The sequence below is a fragment of the Sphingomonas lutea genome (assembly GCF_014396785.1).
GTDB classification, from domain to species: Bacteria; Pseudomonadota; Alphaproteobacteria; order Sphingomonadales; family Sphingomonadaceae; genus Sphingomicrobium; species Sphingomicrobium luteum.
This window is the reverse complement of sequence record NZ_CP060718.1, coordinates 1092428-1106658: the sequence shown is the minus strand read 5'-3', so window position 1 is coordinate 1106658 and position 14231 is coordinate 1092428. Positions and strand designations below refer to the sequence as shown.

The window sequence follows — 14231 nt, the reverse complement described above, 5'->3', positions numbered from 1 at the left end:
AATGAGCGACCGCCGGGCCCAAATCAAGGCGCGCTCAAGCCGCCGGCGTCGGCTTGAACGGGTCGCGGATGCCGGGAAAAATATCGTCCGGCTGCGGCTCGCCGCTTTCCGCGGCAAGTGCCGCTTCGGCGTCGCGCGCATGCTGCTCGCGCTCCTGGCGCAGCTGCACGATGAGGGCATCGCGATCGCCCTCGAAGCGCGTATCGACCGGCGCCTCGATGCCCTTCGCCTTGGCCGCCTTGGCCACGGCGGCGTCGAGCTCGCGCTGGCTGGTCAGGCCGAGCGTTACCGGGTCCTTCGGCGTGATGTTGGCGATGTTCCAGTGGCTGCGGTCGCGGATCGCGGCGATGGTCGTGCGCGTGGTGCCGATCAGCTTGCTGATCTGGCCATCGGTCACGTCGGGGTGGTTGCGGATGATCCAGGCGATCCCGTCGGGCTTGTCCTGGCGCTTGCTGACCGGCGTGTAGCGCGGGCCCTTGGTGCGGCGCACCGGATCGGGCGCCTTGTGCATCTGGAGGACATAATCGGGGTCGGCCTGGCCCTTCTCGATTTCCTCGTGGGTGAGCTCGCCGGCGCGGATCGGATCGCGCCCGGTCAGCTTGGTCGCCGCCGTATCGTCGGCAATCGCCTGGATCTCGAGGATATGGAGCCCGCAAAATTCGGCGATCTGCTCGAAGGTGAGCGAGCTGTTCTCGACCAGCCAGGCGGCGGTCGCATGGGGCATCAGAGGCTGCACGGACTGGGCCATGACAAAAATTCTCCAGCGTCAAAAACGAATAGGGCCGCCCCTTCACGGAGCGGCCGGCTTGGCGCGCGATGTAAACCCGCCCCGCCCCGGGGGCAAGGCGCTATGATTCGATGCTGAGCACGATCTTGCCGATATGTTCGCCCGCTTCCATCCGCGCATGCGCCACAGCTGCCTCGCCAAGCGGATAGACGCGGTCGATCACCGGCTTCAGGCGTCCGCCCTCGACATAGGGCCAGACGGCCTTGCCGATCTCGTCCGCGACCATCGTCTTGAAGTCGATCGAGCGCGGACGAAGCGTCGATCCGGTCAGCATCAGCCGTCGGCGCATGATGTCGGGGATCAAGATTTCGGCCTTGGCCCCGCGCTGGAAGGCGATCGATACGTGGCGCCCGTCGTCGGCCAGCGCGGCGAGGTTGCGCGGCAGATAGTCGCCGCCGACCATGTCGAGCACGACCGCCACCCCGTCGCCGCCGCTCAGCCGCCGCGCGACTTCGACGAAATCCTGCGTGCGGTAGTTGACCGCCGCTTTCGCCCCCAGCTCCAGCGCCGCGGCGCATTTGGCGTCGCTGCCGCAGGTTACGATGACGTTGAGGCCGAACAATTGGCCGAGCGCGATGGCCATCGTGCCGATTCCGCTGGTGCCGCCGTGGACGAGCACCCAATCGCCGTCCGCAGCGAACCCGCGTTCGAACAGATTGACCCAGACGGTGAACAGCGTCTCGGGCATTGCCGCCGCTTCGATCAGCGTCAGCGCATCGGGCACCGGCAGGCAGGTGCCTGCGGGCGCAATGCAATATTCGGCATAGCCCCCGCCCGCGACGAGCGCGCAGACGCGCTGGCCGACGAACGGCTCCGCGCCCTCCCCTGCCTCGACGATCTCGCCCGCCACTTCGAGCCCGAGGATGTCGGGCGCGCCCGGCGGCGGCGGGTAGAGCCCGCGCCGCTGCAGGATGTCCGGGCGGTTGATCCCCGCCGCCGCGACGCGGATCAGCACCTCGCCCGCGCCCGGCCGCGGCACCGGCCGCTCGACCAGCACCAGTTCCTCCGCGCCATCGGGCTGCGGCGCGACGATCGCGCGCATGGTGGAGGTCGGTCCCGCCATCTGTGCCTTCATCCTGACGCAAGAAAAGACGGGTTATGCGACCGCCTTCTGTCTGGCGAAAGGCCTTTTGCGCGTGATATTTGTCAGGGCCTTCGCTGCCGCTCTCCTAGGGGGCGCTATGCCGGCGATGGCCTGCCAATATGAGTTCGCGCCCGAACCCGTCGGCGGGCCAAGTGCGCAATTCCTTGCCCGCAAGATGGGTGCCGCCGCGACCTTCATCGATCTTGCCATGGCCGAGGGTGCTGCCGATGTTCGCGGTCCCGATGGCAAGGTCAGTCCTTGGGCCAAGGCAATCAGTTTCCGCGTCATTGACCGATGGAAGGGGCAGTCGTCCGACCGCTTCATCCTGTTCGGCGGTCTCGACGGGTCCAATGGTCCAGGCTGGTCGCTCAGCCATTGGGTCGACGACAAAGGCCGCATCGAGCCATGGGAAAGCGTGCGTGAGGCAAGCGCGCTTCCGCCAGCCGGCATGACGAGCTGCGATCCGCCAGCCCTGATGGCGAAGGCCGGTCAGACCTATGTCGTGCTGCGCGAAGCCGACGGCCGTCTCCTTGGCGCGGTCGAATTCCACGCCGGAGCGCACGCGCGCCGTGGAACGGCGATCGCCGCCGCCCCGCTGTGGCCGAACGACGACTGGGCGCGCCAACTCAGCTATTTGCGCGAACCGCCGCGTACGTCGGCAATACCGGCCGATGCGCCAGTCGCACCCAGACACGCATTCGTCCGCTTCCGCCGAGCATTGGACGCCACCGCGGTCTCCCGCTTGCTCGGCCAGGCGAAAGCCATACCGTTCTCCGCCACGCTTGTGCGCAATGGGGTCTCCGCCGACTACCGCCTGGGCAGCGACATTGCTTACGATGGTCTCATCACCGACGCCGCGCGCTGGGCCGGTGCGCGCACGACGAACCCGGCACTGCTCAAGGCGCATGTCGCCACCCTGCTCGATACGATCGCTGTCCGCGACCTTGCCAACGACAGTGCATGGATGACCTACGCCCGCGCAATACTTGCGCTGCTCGATGCTCCGGCCGAGGCCGGTTTGCCGAGATTCACGACTGTCGGCATCGTCGGGGACGACGCAATCTGGCGCAGACTTGCCGTTCTTCCCGAGGTGGCGGAGGTCACTCCCGCGCGCCTTGTGCGCGGGCGGATCGCGGATGCGTTCCGCTCGCAATCCGCCAGCCTGCCGACCGTGACCGCGATTGAGGCGCACCGCCGCCTGACTGGCATTGCGGGCCAGGACTTACCGCCAAGCGCGATCACTGGCCGCTGGCGGATGACCGGAGGCGATACGCTCGAGTTCGGCGAAAAGGTGCTCACGCTCGATCTGCGCGAAGGACGTGCGGTCGCCGCCATGCCCTGCGCCCGTGCCGAAGGCAGCTATCGCTTTGCCGGGCGGGTGCTCGAACTGACCCTTCCCAAGCCCGACCTCAGCAGCTGTCCCAAGAACCAGGACCATTGGTATCCCGCGTTCCTGTTCGACACCGACGGGGTGATCACGGTGCGGCCTGCAGGGGACCGGCTCGAGTTCGTCCACAGCGGGGGCACATTTCACTTCCGCCGGGAGGCGATGTAGAACGCGTCGCCATGGACCTTGACGATCTGTTTCCGAGCAAACCTGACGATCCGCTCAACGCGCTCGCCAAGCAGGACCTCGATCCCATGTCGCAGGACGAACTGGCCGAGCGGATCGTGGCGCTGAACGCCGAGATCACGCGGGTCGAAGCCCACATGGACCGCGTTTCCAAGCACCGCTCGGCCGCTGAAGAGCTGTTCAAGAAGGGCTGACCACCGCACCAAAGACCCATAACGAAATTCGCACCACGGTCTTCGATACGCCGCTGACGCGGCCTATTCATGATGGGCGGGTTGGTGGCTTGCAGTGACGCTTAGGAAGCCCCGCGCAGCCCAACCGACGATAAATTGGGGATAAGCGCGCCCTCGGCCCTTGATTGCCGCGCAACTGCGTATGACATTGCTTCCCGAAGCCCGCTGGGGTTCAGCGGGTCCGGAGTGCCCAGCTAAATGCCTAGTTTTGCTCGCGAACTCGAACAGACTCTCCACAATGCCCTGGGAGAGGCCAGCCGCCGCCGGCACGAGTATGCGACCCTCGAACATCTGCTCATCGCACTGATCGATGACGAGCATGCGTCCAAGGTGATGACCGCGTGCGGCGTCAGCCGGGACGATCTGCGCACGGCGGTGAAGCAATATCTCGACAATGAACTCGGCGCGCTCGTTGCCGACAGCGCGACCGACCCGACGCCGACCAGTGGGTTCCAGCGTGTCGTCCAGCGCGCGATCCTCCACGTCCAGTCATCGGGCCGCGACGAAGTGACCGGCGCCAACGTGCTCGTCGCGCTCTTCTCCGAGCGTGAAAGCTACGCCGTCTATTTCCTCCAGCAGCAGGACATGAGCCGGCTCGATGCGGTGACCTACATCAGTCACGGCGTCGGCAAGGGCGAGACCGCGCCCGAACCGCGCGCCCCGGAAGGCGCCGAAGAAAAGAGCACCGAAAAAGAAGCGAAGAAGGAAAGCGCCCTCAAGCAATTCACCGTCGACCTCAATGAGAAGGCCAAGGCCGGCAAGGTCGATCCGCTGATCGGCCGCATGCCCGAGGTCGACCGCACGGTGCAGATCCTGTGCCGCCGCTCCAAGAACAATCCGCTTTACGTCGGCGACCCCGGCGTCGGGAAAACCGCGATTGCCGAGGGTCTCGCGCGCAAGATCATCGAGGGCGACGTTCCCGAGGTGCTCAAGCCCGCCGTCATCTACGCGCTCGACATGGGCGCGCTGCTCGCCGGCACGCGCTACCGCGGCGATTTCGAGGAGCGGCTGAAATCGGTCGTCGGCGAGCTCGAGAAGCTGCCTCACGCCATCCTCTTCATCGACGAGATCCACACCGTGATTGGCGCCGGCGCGACCTCGGGCGGGGCGATGGACGCGTCAAACCTGCTCAAGCCCGCGCTTTCGAGCGGCACAATCCGCTGCATCGGGTCGACCACCTACAAGGAATTCCGCAACCATTTCGAAAAGGACCGCGCGCTGCTGCGCCGGTTCCAGAAGATCGACGTCAACGAACCCACGGTCGAGGACACGATCAAGATCATCGCCGGGCTGCGCTCGTCGTTCGAAGGCCACCACAACGTCCGCTACACCCCCGATGCGATCAAGTCGGCGGTGGAACTCAGCGCGCGCTACATCCACGACCGTAAATTGCCCGACAAGGCGATCGACGTGATCGACGAGGTCGGCGCGATGCAGATGCTGGTGCCGCCGTCGCGCCGCAAGAAAGTCATCACGACCAAGGAAATCGAGGCCGTGGTCGCGACCATGGCGCGGATCCCGCCCAAATCGGTGTCGTCGGACGACAAACAGGTGCTCCAGCATCTCGAAGCCGATCTCAAGCGCGTCGTGTTCGGCCAGGACCTGGCGATCGAGAAGCTCGCGTCGGCGATCAAGCTGTCGCGCGCGGGCCTGCGCGATCCCGACAAGCCAATCGGCAACTACCTCTTTTCCGGCCCCACCGGGGTCGGCAAGACCGAGGTCGCGCGTCAGCTGGCAAGCGTCATGGGCATCCCCCTGCAGCGCTTCGACATGTCGGAATACATGGAGCGCCACTCGGTCAGCCGGCTGATCGGCGCGCCGCCGGGCTATGTCGGTTACGACCAGGGTGGTTTGCTGACCGACGCGGTCGACCAGCATCCGCACAGCGTGCTCCTGCTCGACGAGATCGAGAAAGCGCACCCCGATTTGTTCAACATCCTTCTGCAGGTGATGGACAACGGCAAGCTCACCGACCACCACGGCAAGACCGTCGATTTCCGCAACACCATCCTCATCATGACCACCAATGCCGGCGCGTCGGACATGGCGCGCGAAAGCATCGGCTTCGGCGCGGCGAGCCGCGAGGATGCGCAGGAAGATGCGGTCAAGAAGATGTTCACGCCCGAATTCCGCAATCGTCTCGATGCGATCGTGCCGTTCAGCTACTTGCCGCCGGCCGTCGTGGCGCGGGTCGTCGACAAGTTCATCCTCCAGCTCGAGCTGCAGCTGGCCGACCGCAACGTCCATATCGAGCTTGACGACGAAGCGCGCGAATGGCTGACCACGCGCGGCTACGACAAGCTCTACGGCGCGCGCCCGATGGGCCGGCTGGTGCAGGAGAAGATCAAGCAGCCGCTCGCCGAGGAATTGCTGTTCGGCAAGCTGGTCAACGGCGGCGAGGTCAAGGTCCGCATCAAGGACAATGCCCCGGCGTTCGAAATCGTCCCCGCTCCGCCGAAGGCGGCCAAAGGCAAGGCGGCCAAGCCCAAGGCCGACAAGCCGACGAAGAAAAAAGCCAGCGACGACGCTCCCGCGGCGGAATAAGCGTCACGCTGGCCAGATTTGGAGCCGGGCGACGCACGTCGTCCGGCGCCTCCCTTCAGCTCTTGGCAGACGCCGGTCGGCGGCCGCCGCCGTGGCTGGCCTTTCCGCCCAAGCTGGCAATCTCGCGCTGTTTTTCGGGGCTCATCGCGGCAAATCCCCTCTTGGCTTTCTTCGCCTCGGCCATGACGCCTCCTTTCCTCGACGCCGTGCCAACAACCGTAGTCGGGAAAGGCTCACCGACGTTGCTTTAGGTTAGCGAGAAAATCGGGGTCTTTCCCTTGCGCCGCCGAAGCGGCATGGGCGGAGGCGACCTCAAGTTGCAAGGAGCCGTTCGATGACCTCCCAGTCCCTGTCCGTCACCGCCGCCATACTCGCCCTCGCCGGCGTCCCCGCCGCCGCGCAGCAGGCGACGTTCGATCAGGCGCGCATTGCGCAGCACGTCCGGACGCTCAGCGACGATAGTTTCGAGGGCCGCGCCCCCTCGACCCGCGGCGAGCAGATGACGGTCGACTACATCTCCAAGCAATTCGCCGCTGCCGGCCTCCAGCCCGGCGGTGAGGTGGTCAATGGCCGGCGCGGCTGGACCCAGCGCGTGCCCCTGCTCAAGTCGGACAATCTCGCCGATCCGGTCGTCACCATTCAGTCGGCTGGCGGCGGCATGCGGCTGACGCAGGGCAATGAAATTGCCGTGCGCGCCCCGACCAATGGCCAGAGCCAAGTCCGTCTGACCAATGCCCCGATCGTCTTCGCCGGCTACGGCGTGTCCGCGCCCGAGCGGCAGTGGGACGATTTCAAGGGCCAGGATGTTCGCGGCAAGATCATCGTCGTCCTCGTCAACGATCCCGATTTCGAAGGCGGCGAGGGCAATTTCGGCGGCAAGGCGATGACCTATTACGGCCGCTGGACCTACAAATATGAGGAAGCCGCCAAGCGCGGCGCCGCGGGCGTGCTGATCGTCCATGAAACCGTCCCGGCCTCCTACGGCTGGGCGACGGTCAAGAATTCGAACACGATCACGATGTTCGATGTCGTGCGCCCGAACCCGGCGGCCGAGCATACGCCGTTCGAAAGCTGGATCCAGCGCGACACCGCGGTGCAATTGTTCCGCAACGCCGGCCTCGACTTCGAAGCCGCCAAGCAGGCCGCGCGCCGCCGCGACTTCCAGCCGATGGACTTGAAGGCAACGCTCAGCGCAACGCTCAACGCCAAGACCGAGGTCATCAATTCGTACAATGTCGCGGGGATGCTGCCGGGCCGCACCCGCCCCGATGAAACGATCATCTACAGCGCCCACCACGACCATCTCGGCATCGGCCTGCCCGACGCCAATGGCGACCGAATCTTCAACGGCGCGATCGACAATGCCACCGGGGTCGCGCATCTGATCGAACAGGCGCGCGCCTTCGCCAAGCGCCCGCGCACCCAAAGATCGGTCGTGTTCCTCGCCGTCGCGGCCGAGGAAAAAGGCCTGCTCGGGACCGAATATTATGTCAGTAACCCGCTCTTCCCACTCGCCCGGACGGCGGGCATCCTCAACACCGACGTAATGGGCGTGAACGGCCGGGCACGCGATTTCAGCGCGCGCGGCAATGAGAAGTTTGGGTTGCTCGACATGGTTGTTGCCGAAGGTCGCCGCCAGGGCCGCACCTTCACGCCCGATCCAGGCGCTGCAGCGGGCAGCTTCTTCCGTTCCGACCACTTCCCGTTCGCCAAGGCGGGCGTTCCGGCGCTGAGCTTCACCCCGGGCCGCAACCTGATCGATGGCGGCACCGCGCGCGGCGATGCGCTGGCCGCCGATTACACCGCCAAGCGCTATCACCAGCCCGATGACGAATTTGACCCCAATTGGAACTGGAGCGGGTTTGTCCAGGATGCGCAATTGCTGCACAATGTCGGTTATCGCCTGGCCAATTCGGCGGACTGGCCGCAATGGGATGCGGGCAGCGAATTCCGCGCAATCCGCGACCGTAGCGAAGGGGAGCGCGGGGGTCCCGGCGCGCCTGCCGCCCCGGCCCCTGGACGCGGCGAGCGCGGCCGCTAAAGGGGTGGAGATCGGCCCCAGTCGGGCCTAGGCCAACGGCTGCCAACGCCGGGAGATACGAGATGGCCGACCTCATCTTTTACACCAATCCGATGTCGCGCGGGCAAATCGTCCGCTGGATGCTCGAAGAAGTAGGCGCGCCGTACGAGCAGCGCATCGTCGATTATGCCGTCCTGGGCGACAATAGCGCGGTGATGCAGGACAACGATTACGCCCGGGTCAACCCGATGCGGAAGGTGCCGGCGATCGTCCACGGCGGCGCCGTCGTGACCGAGGTGGCGGCAATCTGCGCCTATCTCGCCGACGTCTTCCCGGCCGCGGGTCTTGCCCCGCGGGACGACGAGAAGGCCGATTACTACCGCTGGCTGTTCTTCGCCGCCGGCCCGGTCGAACATGCGGTGACCAACCATTATGCCAAGTGGGATCCGACACCGGAACAGCAACGGATGTTCGGCTATGGCAGCTTCGATCGGGCGATGGACGCGCTCGCCGGGCATATCGCCACCCGCGACTATGTCTGCGGCGACCGCTTCACCGCCGCCGACGTCTATGTCGGCAGCCAGGTGATGTGGGGCGTCGAATTCGGCACCATGCCCAAGCTCGACCCATTCCTTGCCTACCGCGACCGCCTGGCGCAGCGTGAGGCTTACCAGCGCGCCAAGGCCATCGACGGCAAGCTCATCGCCGAAATGCAGGCCAAGCAGCAACAACCGACGGAGAGCGCCCAGTGACCGACGACCTTCGCCAGCAGGCGATCGCCCTTTACGACCGCTTCACCCACGAAGGCACCGATCGCCGCGCCTTCATGGCCGACATGGTCAAATTGGCCGGCAGCGTCGCCGCCGCGGAAATGCTGATCGCCGGCATTGCCGCCTCCCCCGCCGCTGCCGCGGTCGTCGCGGAAAACGACCGCCGACTGACCACGCGCACGCACAAGTTCGCCAATGGCTACACTGCGTATGTGGCCGAGCCGCGCAGCCGCTCGCTCAAGCCGACCATCATCGTCATCCACGAAAATCGCGGCCTCAACGCGCACACCAGGGACGTCGCGCGGCGCCTCGCGCTCGGCAATTTCCGCGCGGTCGCGGTCGATTTCCTGTCGCTCCAGGGCGGCACGCCGGCGAACGAAGATGCGGCGCGCGAAGCGATCGGCAAGCTCGACCTCGGCAAGTCGGTCAATGACGCCATCGCCATGCTCGATGAGCTGGCGCGGTCGAGCCGCGGTGGGAAGGTCGGCGCGGTCGGCTTTTGTTGGGGCGGCGGCTTCGTCAACCGGCTCGCCGTGGCGGCCGGCGACAAGCTCGACGCCGGCGTGTCCTATTACGGCCCGGCGCCGGAGCCATCCGAAGCAAGCAAGGTCGTCGCGCCCCTCGCCATCCATCTCGCCGGCCTCGACGAGCGCGTGAATCGCACGGGCTTTCCCTGGGTCACCGCGCTGCGCAACGCGGGCAAGACGGTGCGCTTCTATCTCTATGACGGGGTCAACCACGCCTTCAACAACGACACCTCGGCCGAACGCTACGACAAGGCCGCGGCCGATTTGGCTTGGGCGCGGACGCTCCGCTTCTTCCGCCAGTATCTCTAGTCAGCGGGTGCCGTAGACGACGGTCTTGACCGGTTCTCCTGGGCGCAGAGGTTCGTCTTCCCGCCGGCCGTTGAGCATCAGGATATGCCCAAGCTTGTCGTCGCTCGCCATCCGCGCGGCGAGCGTCCGCCAATTGTCGCCCGGCCCGGCGCGGACGGTGTCGATGATCCGCGGGCGCAGGGCGTTCGCTTCCGCCTGGCCGATCAGCCGGAAGGATCCGAACAGGGCGTCGAGCGGCGCCGGGGCGCCGTCCTTCGACAGCATGATGAAATGGTATCCCGACTGCCCGGCATCATAGACGGCCATCGTAAGCAACACCTGCTCGTTGCCGCTGCGCACGGCAGCGCGAGTGATGAGCGCGTCGAGTCTGTTGATCCGCGCCGGCCGGGATTCGGCGCCGCTGACCTGCGCACCGCGCAGCAATTGCTGCAGCGCCTGCTCGGTATAGGCCGCCGGTCCGCCTGCGGGCATCGGTCCGCCGGCGAATTCGCCGCGCATGCCGTCGGGCCCTTCGACCAGGATCGCTTGCGGGCTGTTGGTCAGGGTGAAGCCTTCGGGCGCTTCGAAGGCAATGCGCATCACCGGGTGAGCAAAGGCGCGGCCCATGACGAAGCCCTGCTCCGGATCGTCACCGTAAAGCATCCCGTCCAACGCCCCCAGATAACGCGCCTCATGCTCGGCGACCTGCCCGTCGCTGATGCCCGTATCCGCCGCCGCCGCGCGCGCGCGTTCGGCGCGGTTGCCACTGAGCGGATGGGTGCGCGCCCATTCGGGGATGCTCTTGGCCTCGTCGCGGCCGCGCGTTTGCGCCAGATATTGCTCGTGGCGGCCAAGCGTCGCCAGCATGTCGGCCGACGCATAGGGGTCGTGGCCGGCCGCGCGCAGATAACGCAGGCCAAGATCGTCGGCCTCGAACTCCTGGGCGCGCGAATAGCGCAGTGTGAACAGTCCCGCCGCAGCGCCGGCGATCTGCGTCAGCCGCTCCGATCCGGTCAGCACGCCGACCGCGATCACCCCAAGCTGGCGCCACAGCGACCGGCTTTGCTGGCGCTGCGAATGGCGCGCGTTGATATGGCCGACTTCATGGGCCAGCACCGCCGCTAGTTCGGCCTCGCTGTTGACCAAAACCATCAGCCCGCGCGTGACGTAGATATAGCAGCCGGGCACCGCGAAGGCGTTGACCACGTCGCTGTTGACCAGGGTGAAGGTGCATTGCGAATCGAGCCCCGCGGCGCCGGCAATGGTCTCGCCCAGGCGCTTCACATAAGTGGCTTCGTCTCCGCTATAGGCGCCGCCGAATTCGGTCAGGAGCTGCTCATGCGCCTTGGCGCCGGCCGCGCGGTCGGCGTCGCTCACCGCCGGGCCGTCGGGCGCGCCGCCGCATGCCGTGAGGGCGCCGGCCATCACCAGGGTCGCAAGGAAACGGGCACGCATTGGCGTGCTGGACGCGCGGCTGCCCGCCCGGGTTCCGGCGGTCAGGCCGGAAGCGCCCGCGGCGGCCCGCTGCGCTTGCCTGCGACCCACCCCGCATAAGCAATTGCGACCCCCGCCAGTCCAGCGGCAAGCGCGAACGGCGCGGTCGGCAGCGGGGCAAGACGCGCATAGAAGTCCTGCCACGCCGCCGATCCGCCGATCACCGCGAACAGGATCGACGCCAGGATCGTCAGCAGGCCGGCGATCGCGAACGGCCGCCCGTGCGGCCGGCGGCGATAGGCGACGAAGAAAGCGATTCCGGCGGCAAGAAGGTTGGCGGCCTGGAAGCCGATTTCCAGCCGCGGCAGGTCCTCCGGCCCGCCGATGCCCAGCGGGATCGCCGACAGCCGCCCGAAGATTGGCGGAATAAGGAAGATGACCGTCGCCAGCATGTACCCGGCGTGCGGATGCACCTTGCGGCGAAGACGAAGCGCTTCGAAGAAGAAGAAGGCGAACCCGCCCACCGCGACGATGTCGAGCCAGGCAAGCTTGGCCGCGAACAGGACGTGGAACGGCAGGCCCATCGCGAAGCGGTCGGCCATGCCCATGAAGATGCTCGCCCCGCCGGCCATGAACAAGGGAAACAGCACCAGGCTCAGCGCGCCGAGCGACCGATGCGTGTCGCGCTGGCCGCGCGCCATCGTCCAGCTCTGCGCGATCATCAGGATCAGCCACAGGGTGGCGGTGATGCCGTGGGCGTGCAGCTCCATCGACGCGGTCGTGATCTGGGACAGATATTGCGGCCAGAAGGCGAGGCCGATGAACGGAAATAGCGCTAGCAGATACCAGTGCGCGTGACGGTACGGCATTCTTCCCCCCTGTGCGGCCTTCCCCCATCCACGAATTTACGCCGCCTGCCGCCAAAAGAAAGGGCCGCCCGGTCGCCCGGACGGCCCTCGCCTCTTTGCTTCGGACGCCGCCGCTATTCGCGGTTGCCCATGAAGCTCAGCAGGAAGGTGAACATGTTGACGAAGTCGAGGTAGAGGTTGAGCGCCCCCATGATCACGACCTTGCCCATCATGTCGGTACCCGCGACATAGGCGTACATGCTCTTGATCTTCTGCGTGTCGTAGGCGGTCAGGCCGGCGAAGATCAGCACGCCGATGGCGCTGATCGCCAGCTGCATCGCCGGTGACTTCAGGAAGATGTTGATGACCATCGCCACCAACAGGCCGACCACGCCCATGATCAGGAACGTGCCCCAGCCGCTCAGGTCCTTCTTGGTGGTGTAGCCCCACAAGGACAGGCCCATGAACGCCGCTGCGACCGCGAAGAAGGTCTGGGCGATCGAGGTGCCGGTGTAGGTGATGAAGATGGTCGACATCGACAGGCCCATCACGGTCGCGAAGGCCCAGAACAGCAACTGCAGGGTCGCCGTCTGCATGCGGTGCATGCCGAAGCTCATGACCATCACGAACGCCAGCGGCGACAGCATGATCACCCAGCCCATCAGGCTCATGCCCGTGCCGGCCTGGTTGATCAGTACGTCGCGCGCATAAGGCGCGAACAGCATGGCGACGATGCCCGTCAGGAGGACGCCCGACGCCATATAGTTGTAAACCGAAAGCATATACGACCGGAGGCCCGCATCGCGGGCAGCGCGCGGAACGCCGACCGTTGCGGCGGCGGGGTTCACCCCTGTCGTCGTTTGCGGGTCTTGCCAATTGGCCATTATCTACTCCTCTGCGCCGGAGCAGTGGGCTCCGTCTCGCGCCTCCACAATATCGGTGAAGCACAGAGGGGATTCAAGCGAAACACGACGGAGCGCGGCAGGGCCATTGCCTCTGGCGTCCCACAGTGCGACAGTCCGGCGCCGGAACGACGGGCGGGGAGCGGGTGTGGTTTATCGTATCGTTCGCGTAATTATCGCCTTGTTCTGCGCGCTGGCGCTTGGCGCGGTGCCCGCCGCCGCCCAGCGGCAGGCACCCGCCCGCATCGTCGCCATCGGCGACCTGCACGGCGATTATGCGGCCTGGGCAGCGATCGCGCAGGCCGCCAAACTGACCGATTCCGCGGGCAAATGGATTGGCGGCACCGCCACCCTCGTCCAGCTCGGCGACTTCACCGACCGCGGCCCTGATTCCCTCAGGATCATCCGCAACCTTCAGCAATTGCAGCGCGAATCCATGACCGCCGGCGGACGTGTCGTCATTGTCCTCGGCAATCATGAGGCGATGAACGTCTTCGGCGACCTGCGCTATACGACGCCGGGGGAGTTCGCCGCCTTCCGCGACGCGCGGTCGCAGGCGCGCCGCGAACGGGTCTACATTGCCAACCGGCGCCAGATCGAAGCGGCGGCGCGCAAGGACAATCCGAGCATGTCGCCGTCGGCAATCCGCGACGAATGGCTGGAGAAGACCCCGCTCGGCTGGGTCGAGCATCGCGCCGCATGGGCCCCAAGCGGGACGATCGGACGGTGGGCGACGTCCAACCCCGCGGTCGTCAAGATCGGCGAGACCTTGTTCGTCCACGGCGGTCTCAGCTCGCAATATGCCGCGCTCGGCATCGACGAGGTCAACCGGCGCGTGGCTGCCGCCATGGCCCGGGCCGAAGCTGCCCCAACCTCGGTGCTCTCCGATGCGCTGGGACCGCTCTGGTACCGCGGCCTGGTCACGCGCGATCCCCGCGTCGATGGGGACGCCGCGCGGGCGCTGGCGGGCAAGCCCCGGCTCTCGCAGGATGACGAATTGACCGCCGTCCTCGCGGCCACCGGCACCAAGCGGATGGTGGTCGGTCACACGCCCTCGCTGCGCGGCGTGATCGTCAGCGCCAACGGCCGCCTCATCCGCGCAGATACTGGCAACGCACGCCATTACGGCGGGCAGTTGGCGTATGTCGAAATCGTCGGCGAACGGGTCACGACGCATAATGTCGCAAGGTCAGGAGCGCCGGCACAAGCAGGGAGGTGACA

At 66.4% G+C, this 14231-nt stretch carries 13 protein-coding genes; 7 read left to right on the top strand and 6 right to left on the bottom strand.

Translation table 11 applies throughout. The annotated features are described in order from the left end of the window. Positions 1–34: 34 nt before the first annotated feature. Positions 35–724: a DUF1013 domain-containing protein gene (locus H9L13_RS05660; protein ID WP_187539779.1), complete on the bottom strand. Its 690-nt coding sequence runs from the start codon at positions 722–724 to the stop codon at positions 35–37. A 124-nt stretch (positions 725–848) separates the two neighbouring features. After that, the gene (locus H9L13_RS05655) at positions 849–1850 is read right to left on the bottom strand and encodes an NAD(P)H-quinone oxidoreductase (protein ID WP_187539777.1); all 1002 of its coding nucleotides are present in this window, start codon (positions 1848–1850) and stop codon (positions 849–851) included. Between the two features lie 118 nt (positions 1851–1968). On the opposite strand from H9L13_RS05655, the gene H9L13_RS05650 reads away from it, so the two are divergent. From H9L13_RS05650 to clpA, 3 genes are all read left to right on the top strand, one after another. Next, positions 1969–3426, top strand: coding sequence for a hypothetical protein (locus tag H9L13_RS05650; RefSeq protein WP_187539775.1), 1458 nt, complete (start codon positions 1969–1971; stop codon positions 3424–3426). 11 nt (positions 3427–3437) lie between these two features. After that, positions 3438–3638: a DUF1192 domain-containing protein gene (locus tag H9L13_RS05645; RefSeq protein ID WP_187539773.1), complete on the top strand. Its 201-nt coding sequence runs from the start codon at positions 3438–3440 to the stop codon at positions 3636–3638. A 237-nt stretch (positions 3639–3875) separates the two neighbouring features. After that, positions 3876–6221, top strand: coding sequence for an ATP-dependent Clp protease ATP-binding subunit ClpA (clpA, locus tag H9L13_RS05640; RefSeq protein ID WP_187539771.1), 2346 nt, complete (start codon positions 3876–3878; stop codon positions 6219–6221). Positions 6222–6276: 55 nt separating this feature from the next. On the opposite strand, the gene H9L13_RS05635 is transcribed toward clpA, so the two are convergent. Next, the gene (locus H9L13_RS05635; RefSeq protein WP_187539770.1) at positions 6277–6405 is read right to left on the bottom strand and encodes a KGG domain-containing protein; all 129 of its coding nucleotides are present in this window, start codon (positions 6403–6405) and stop codon (positions 6277–6279) included. A gap of 150 nt (positions 6406–6555) precedes the next feature. Here H9L13_RS05635 and H9L13_RS05630 point away from each other — a divergent pair, with 150 nt between their 5' ends. From H9L13_RS05630 to H9L13_RS05620, 3 genes are all read left to right on the top strand, one after another. Further along, the gene (locus tag H9L13_RS05630; protein ID WP_187539768.1) at positions 6556–8262 is read left to right on the top strand and encodes a M28 family metallopeptidase; all 1707 of its coding nucleotides are present in this window, start codon (positions 6556–6558) and stop codon (positions 8260–8262) included. Positions 8263–8324: 62 nt separating this feature from the next. Next, positions 8325–8993, top strand: coding sequence for a glutathione S-transferase family protein (locus tag H9L13_RS05625; RefSeq protein WP_187539766.1), 669 nt, complete (start codon positions 8325–8327; stop codon positions 8991–8993). Beyond that, positions 8990–9847, top strand: coding sequence for a dienelactone hydrolase family protein (locus H9L13_RS05620; RefSeq protein ID WP_235091220.1), 858 nt, complete (start codon positions 8990–8992; stop codon positions 9845–9847). Before H9L13_RS05625 ends, H9L13_RS05620 begins: the two co-directional genes overlap by 4 nt. On the opposite strand, the gene H9L13_RS05615 is transcribed toward H9L13_RS05620, so the two are convergent. From H9L13_RS05615 to H9L13_RS05605, 3 genes are all read right to left on the bottom strand, one after another. Further along, positions 9848–11281: a M48 family metalloprotease gene (locus tag H9L13_RS05615; protein ID WP_187539764.1), complete on the bottom strand. Its 1434-nt coding sequence runs from the start codon at positions 11279–11281 to the stop codon at positions 9848–9850. It lies immediately after the preceding gene. A gap of 41 nt (positions 11282–11322) precedes the next feature. Beyond that, entirely contained in the window at positions 11323–12129 is an 807-nt protein-coding gene (locus H9L13_RS05610; RefSeq protein ID WP_187539762.1) for a hypothetical protein, read from the bottom strand. 113 nt (positions 12130–12242) lie between these two features. Beyond that, positions 12243–12992: a Bax inhibitor-1/YccA family protein gene (locus H9L13_RS05605; protein WP_187539760.1), complete on the bottom strand. Its 750-nt coding sequence runs from the start codon at positions 12990–12992 to the stop codon at positions 12243–12245. Positions 12993–13158: 166 nt separating this feature from the next. Between H9L13_RS05605 and H9L13_RS05600 the strand changes: the two genes are divergently transcribed. After that, positions 13159–14229: a metallophosphoesterase gene (locus H9L13_RS05600; protein ID WP_187539758.1), complete on the top strand. Its 1071-nt coding sequence runs from the start codon at positions 13159–13161 to the stop codon at positions 14227–14229. Positions 14230–14231 lie beyond the last annotated feature (2 nt).

What these genes read in the sequence shown, in the direction of transcription:
- H9L13_RS05660 (WP_187539779.1), bottom strand. Translation starts at nt 724, where the DNA reads ATGCCCCATGCGACCGCCGCCTGGCTGGTCGAGAACAGCTCGCTCACC.
- H9L13_RS05655 (WP_187539777.1), bottom strand. Translation starts at nt 1,850, where the DNA reads ATGGCGGGACCGACCTCCACCATGCGCGCGATCGTCGCGCCGCAGCCC.
- H9L13_RS05650 (WP_187539775.1), top strand. Translation starts at nt 1,969, where the DNA reads ATGCCGGCGATGGCCTGCCAATATGAGTTCGCGCCCGAACCCGTCGGC.
- H9L13_RS05645 (WP_187539773.1), top strand. Translation starts at nt 3,438, where the DNA reads ATGGACCTTGACGATCTGTTTCCGAGCAAACCTGACGATCCGCTCAAC.
- clpA (WP_187539771.1), top strand. Translation starts at nt 3,876, where the DNA reads ATGCCTAGTTTTGCTCGCGAACTCGAACAGACTCTCCACAATGCCCTG.
- H9L13_RS05635 (WP_187539770.1), bottom strand. Translation starts at nt 6,405, where the DNA reads ATGGCCGAGGCGAAGAAAGCCAAGAGGGGATTTGCCGCGATGAGCCCC.
- H9L13_RS05630 (WP_187539768.1), top strand. Translation starts at nt 6,556, where the DNA reads ATGACCTCCCAGTCCCTGTCCGTCACCGCCGCCATACTCGCCCTCGCC.
- H9L13_RS05625 (WP_187539766.1), top strand. Translation starts at nt 8,325, where the DNA reads ATGGCCGACCTCATCTTTTACACCAATCCGATGTCGCGCGGGCAAATC.
- H9L13_RS05615 (WP_187539764.1), bottom strand. Translation starts at nt 11,281, where the DNA reads ATGCGTGCCCGTTTCCTTGCGACCCTGGTGATGGCCGGCGCCCTCACG.
- H9L13_RS05610 (WP_187539762.1), bottom strand. Translation starts at nt 12,129, where the DNA reads ATGCCGTACCGTCACGCGCACTGGTATCTGCTAGCGCTATTTCCGTTC.
- H9L13_RS05605 (WP_187539760.1), bottom strand. Translation starts at nt 12,992, where the DNA reads ATGGCCAATTGGCAAGACCCGCAAACGACGACAGGGGTGAACCCCGCC.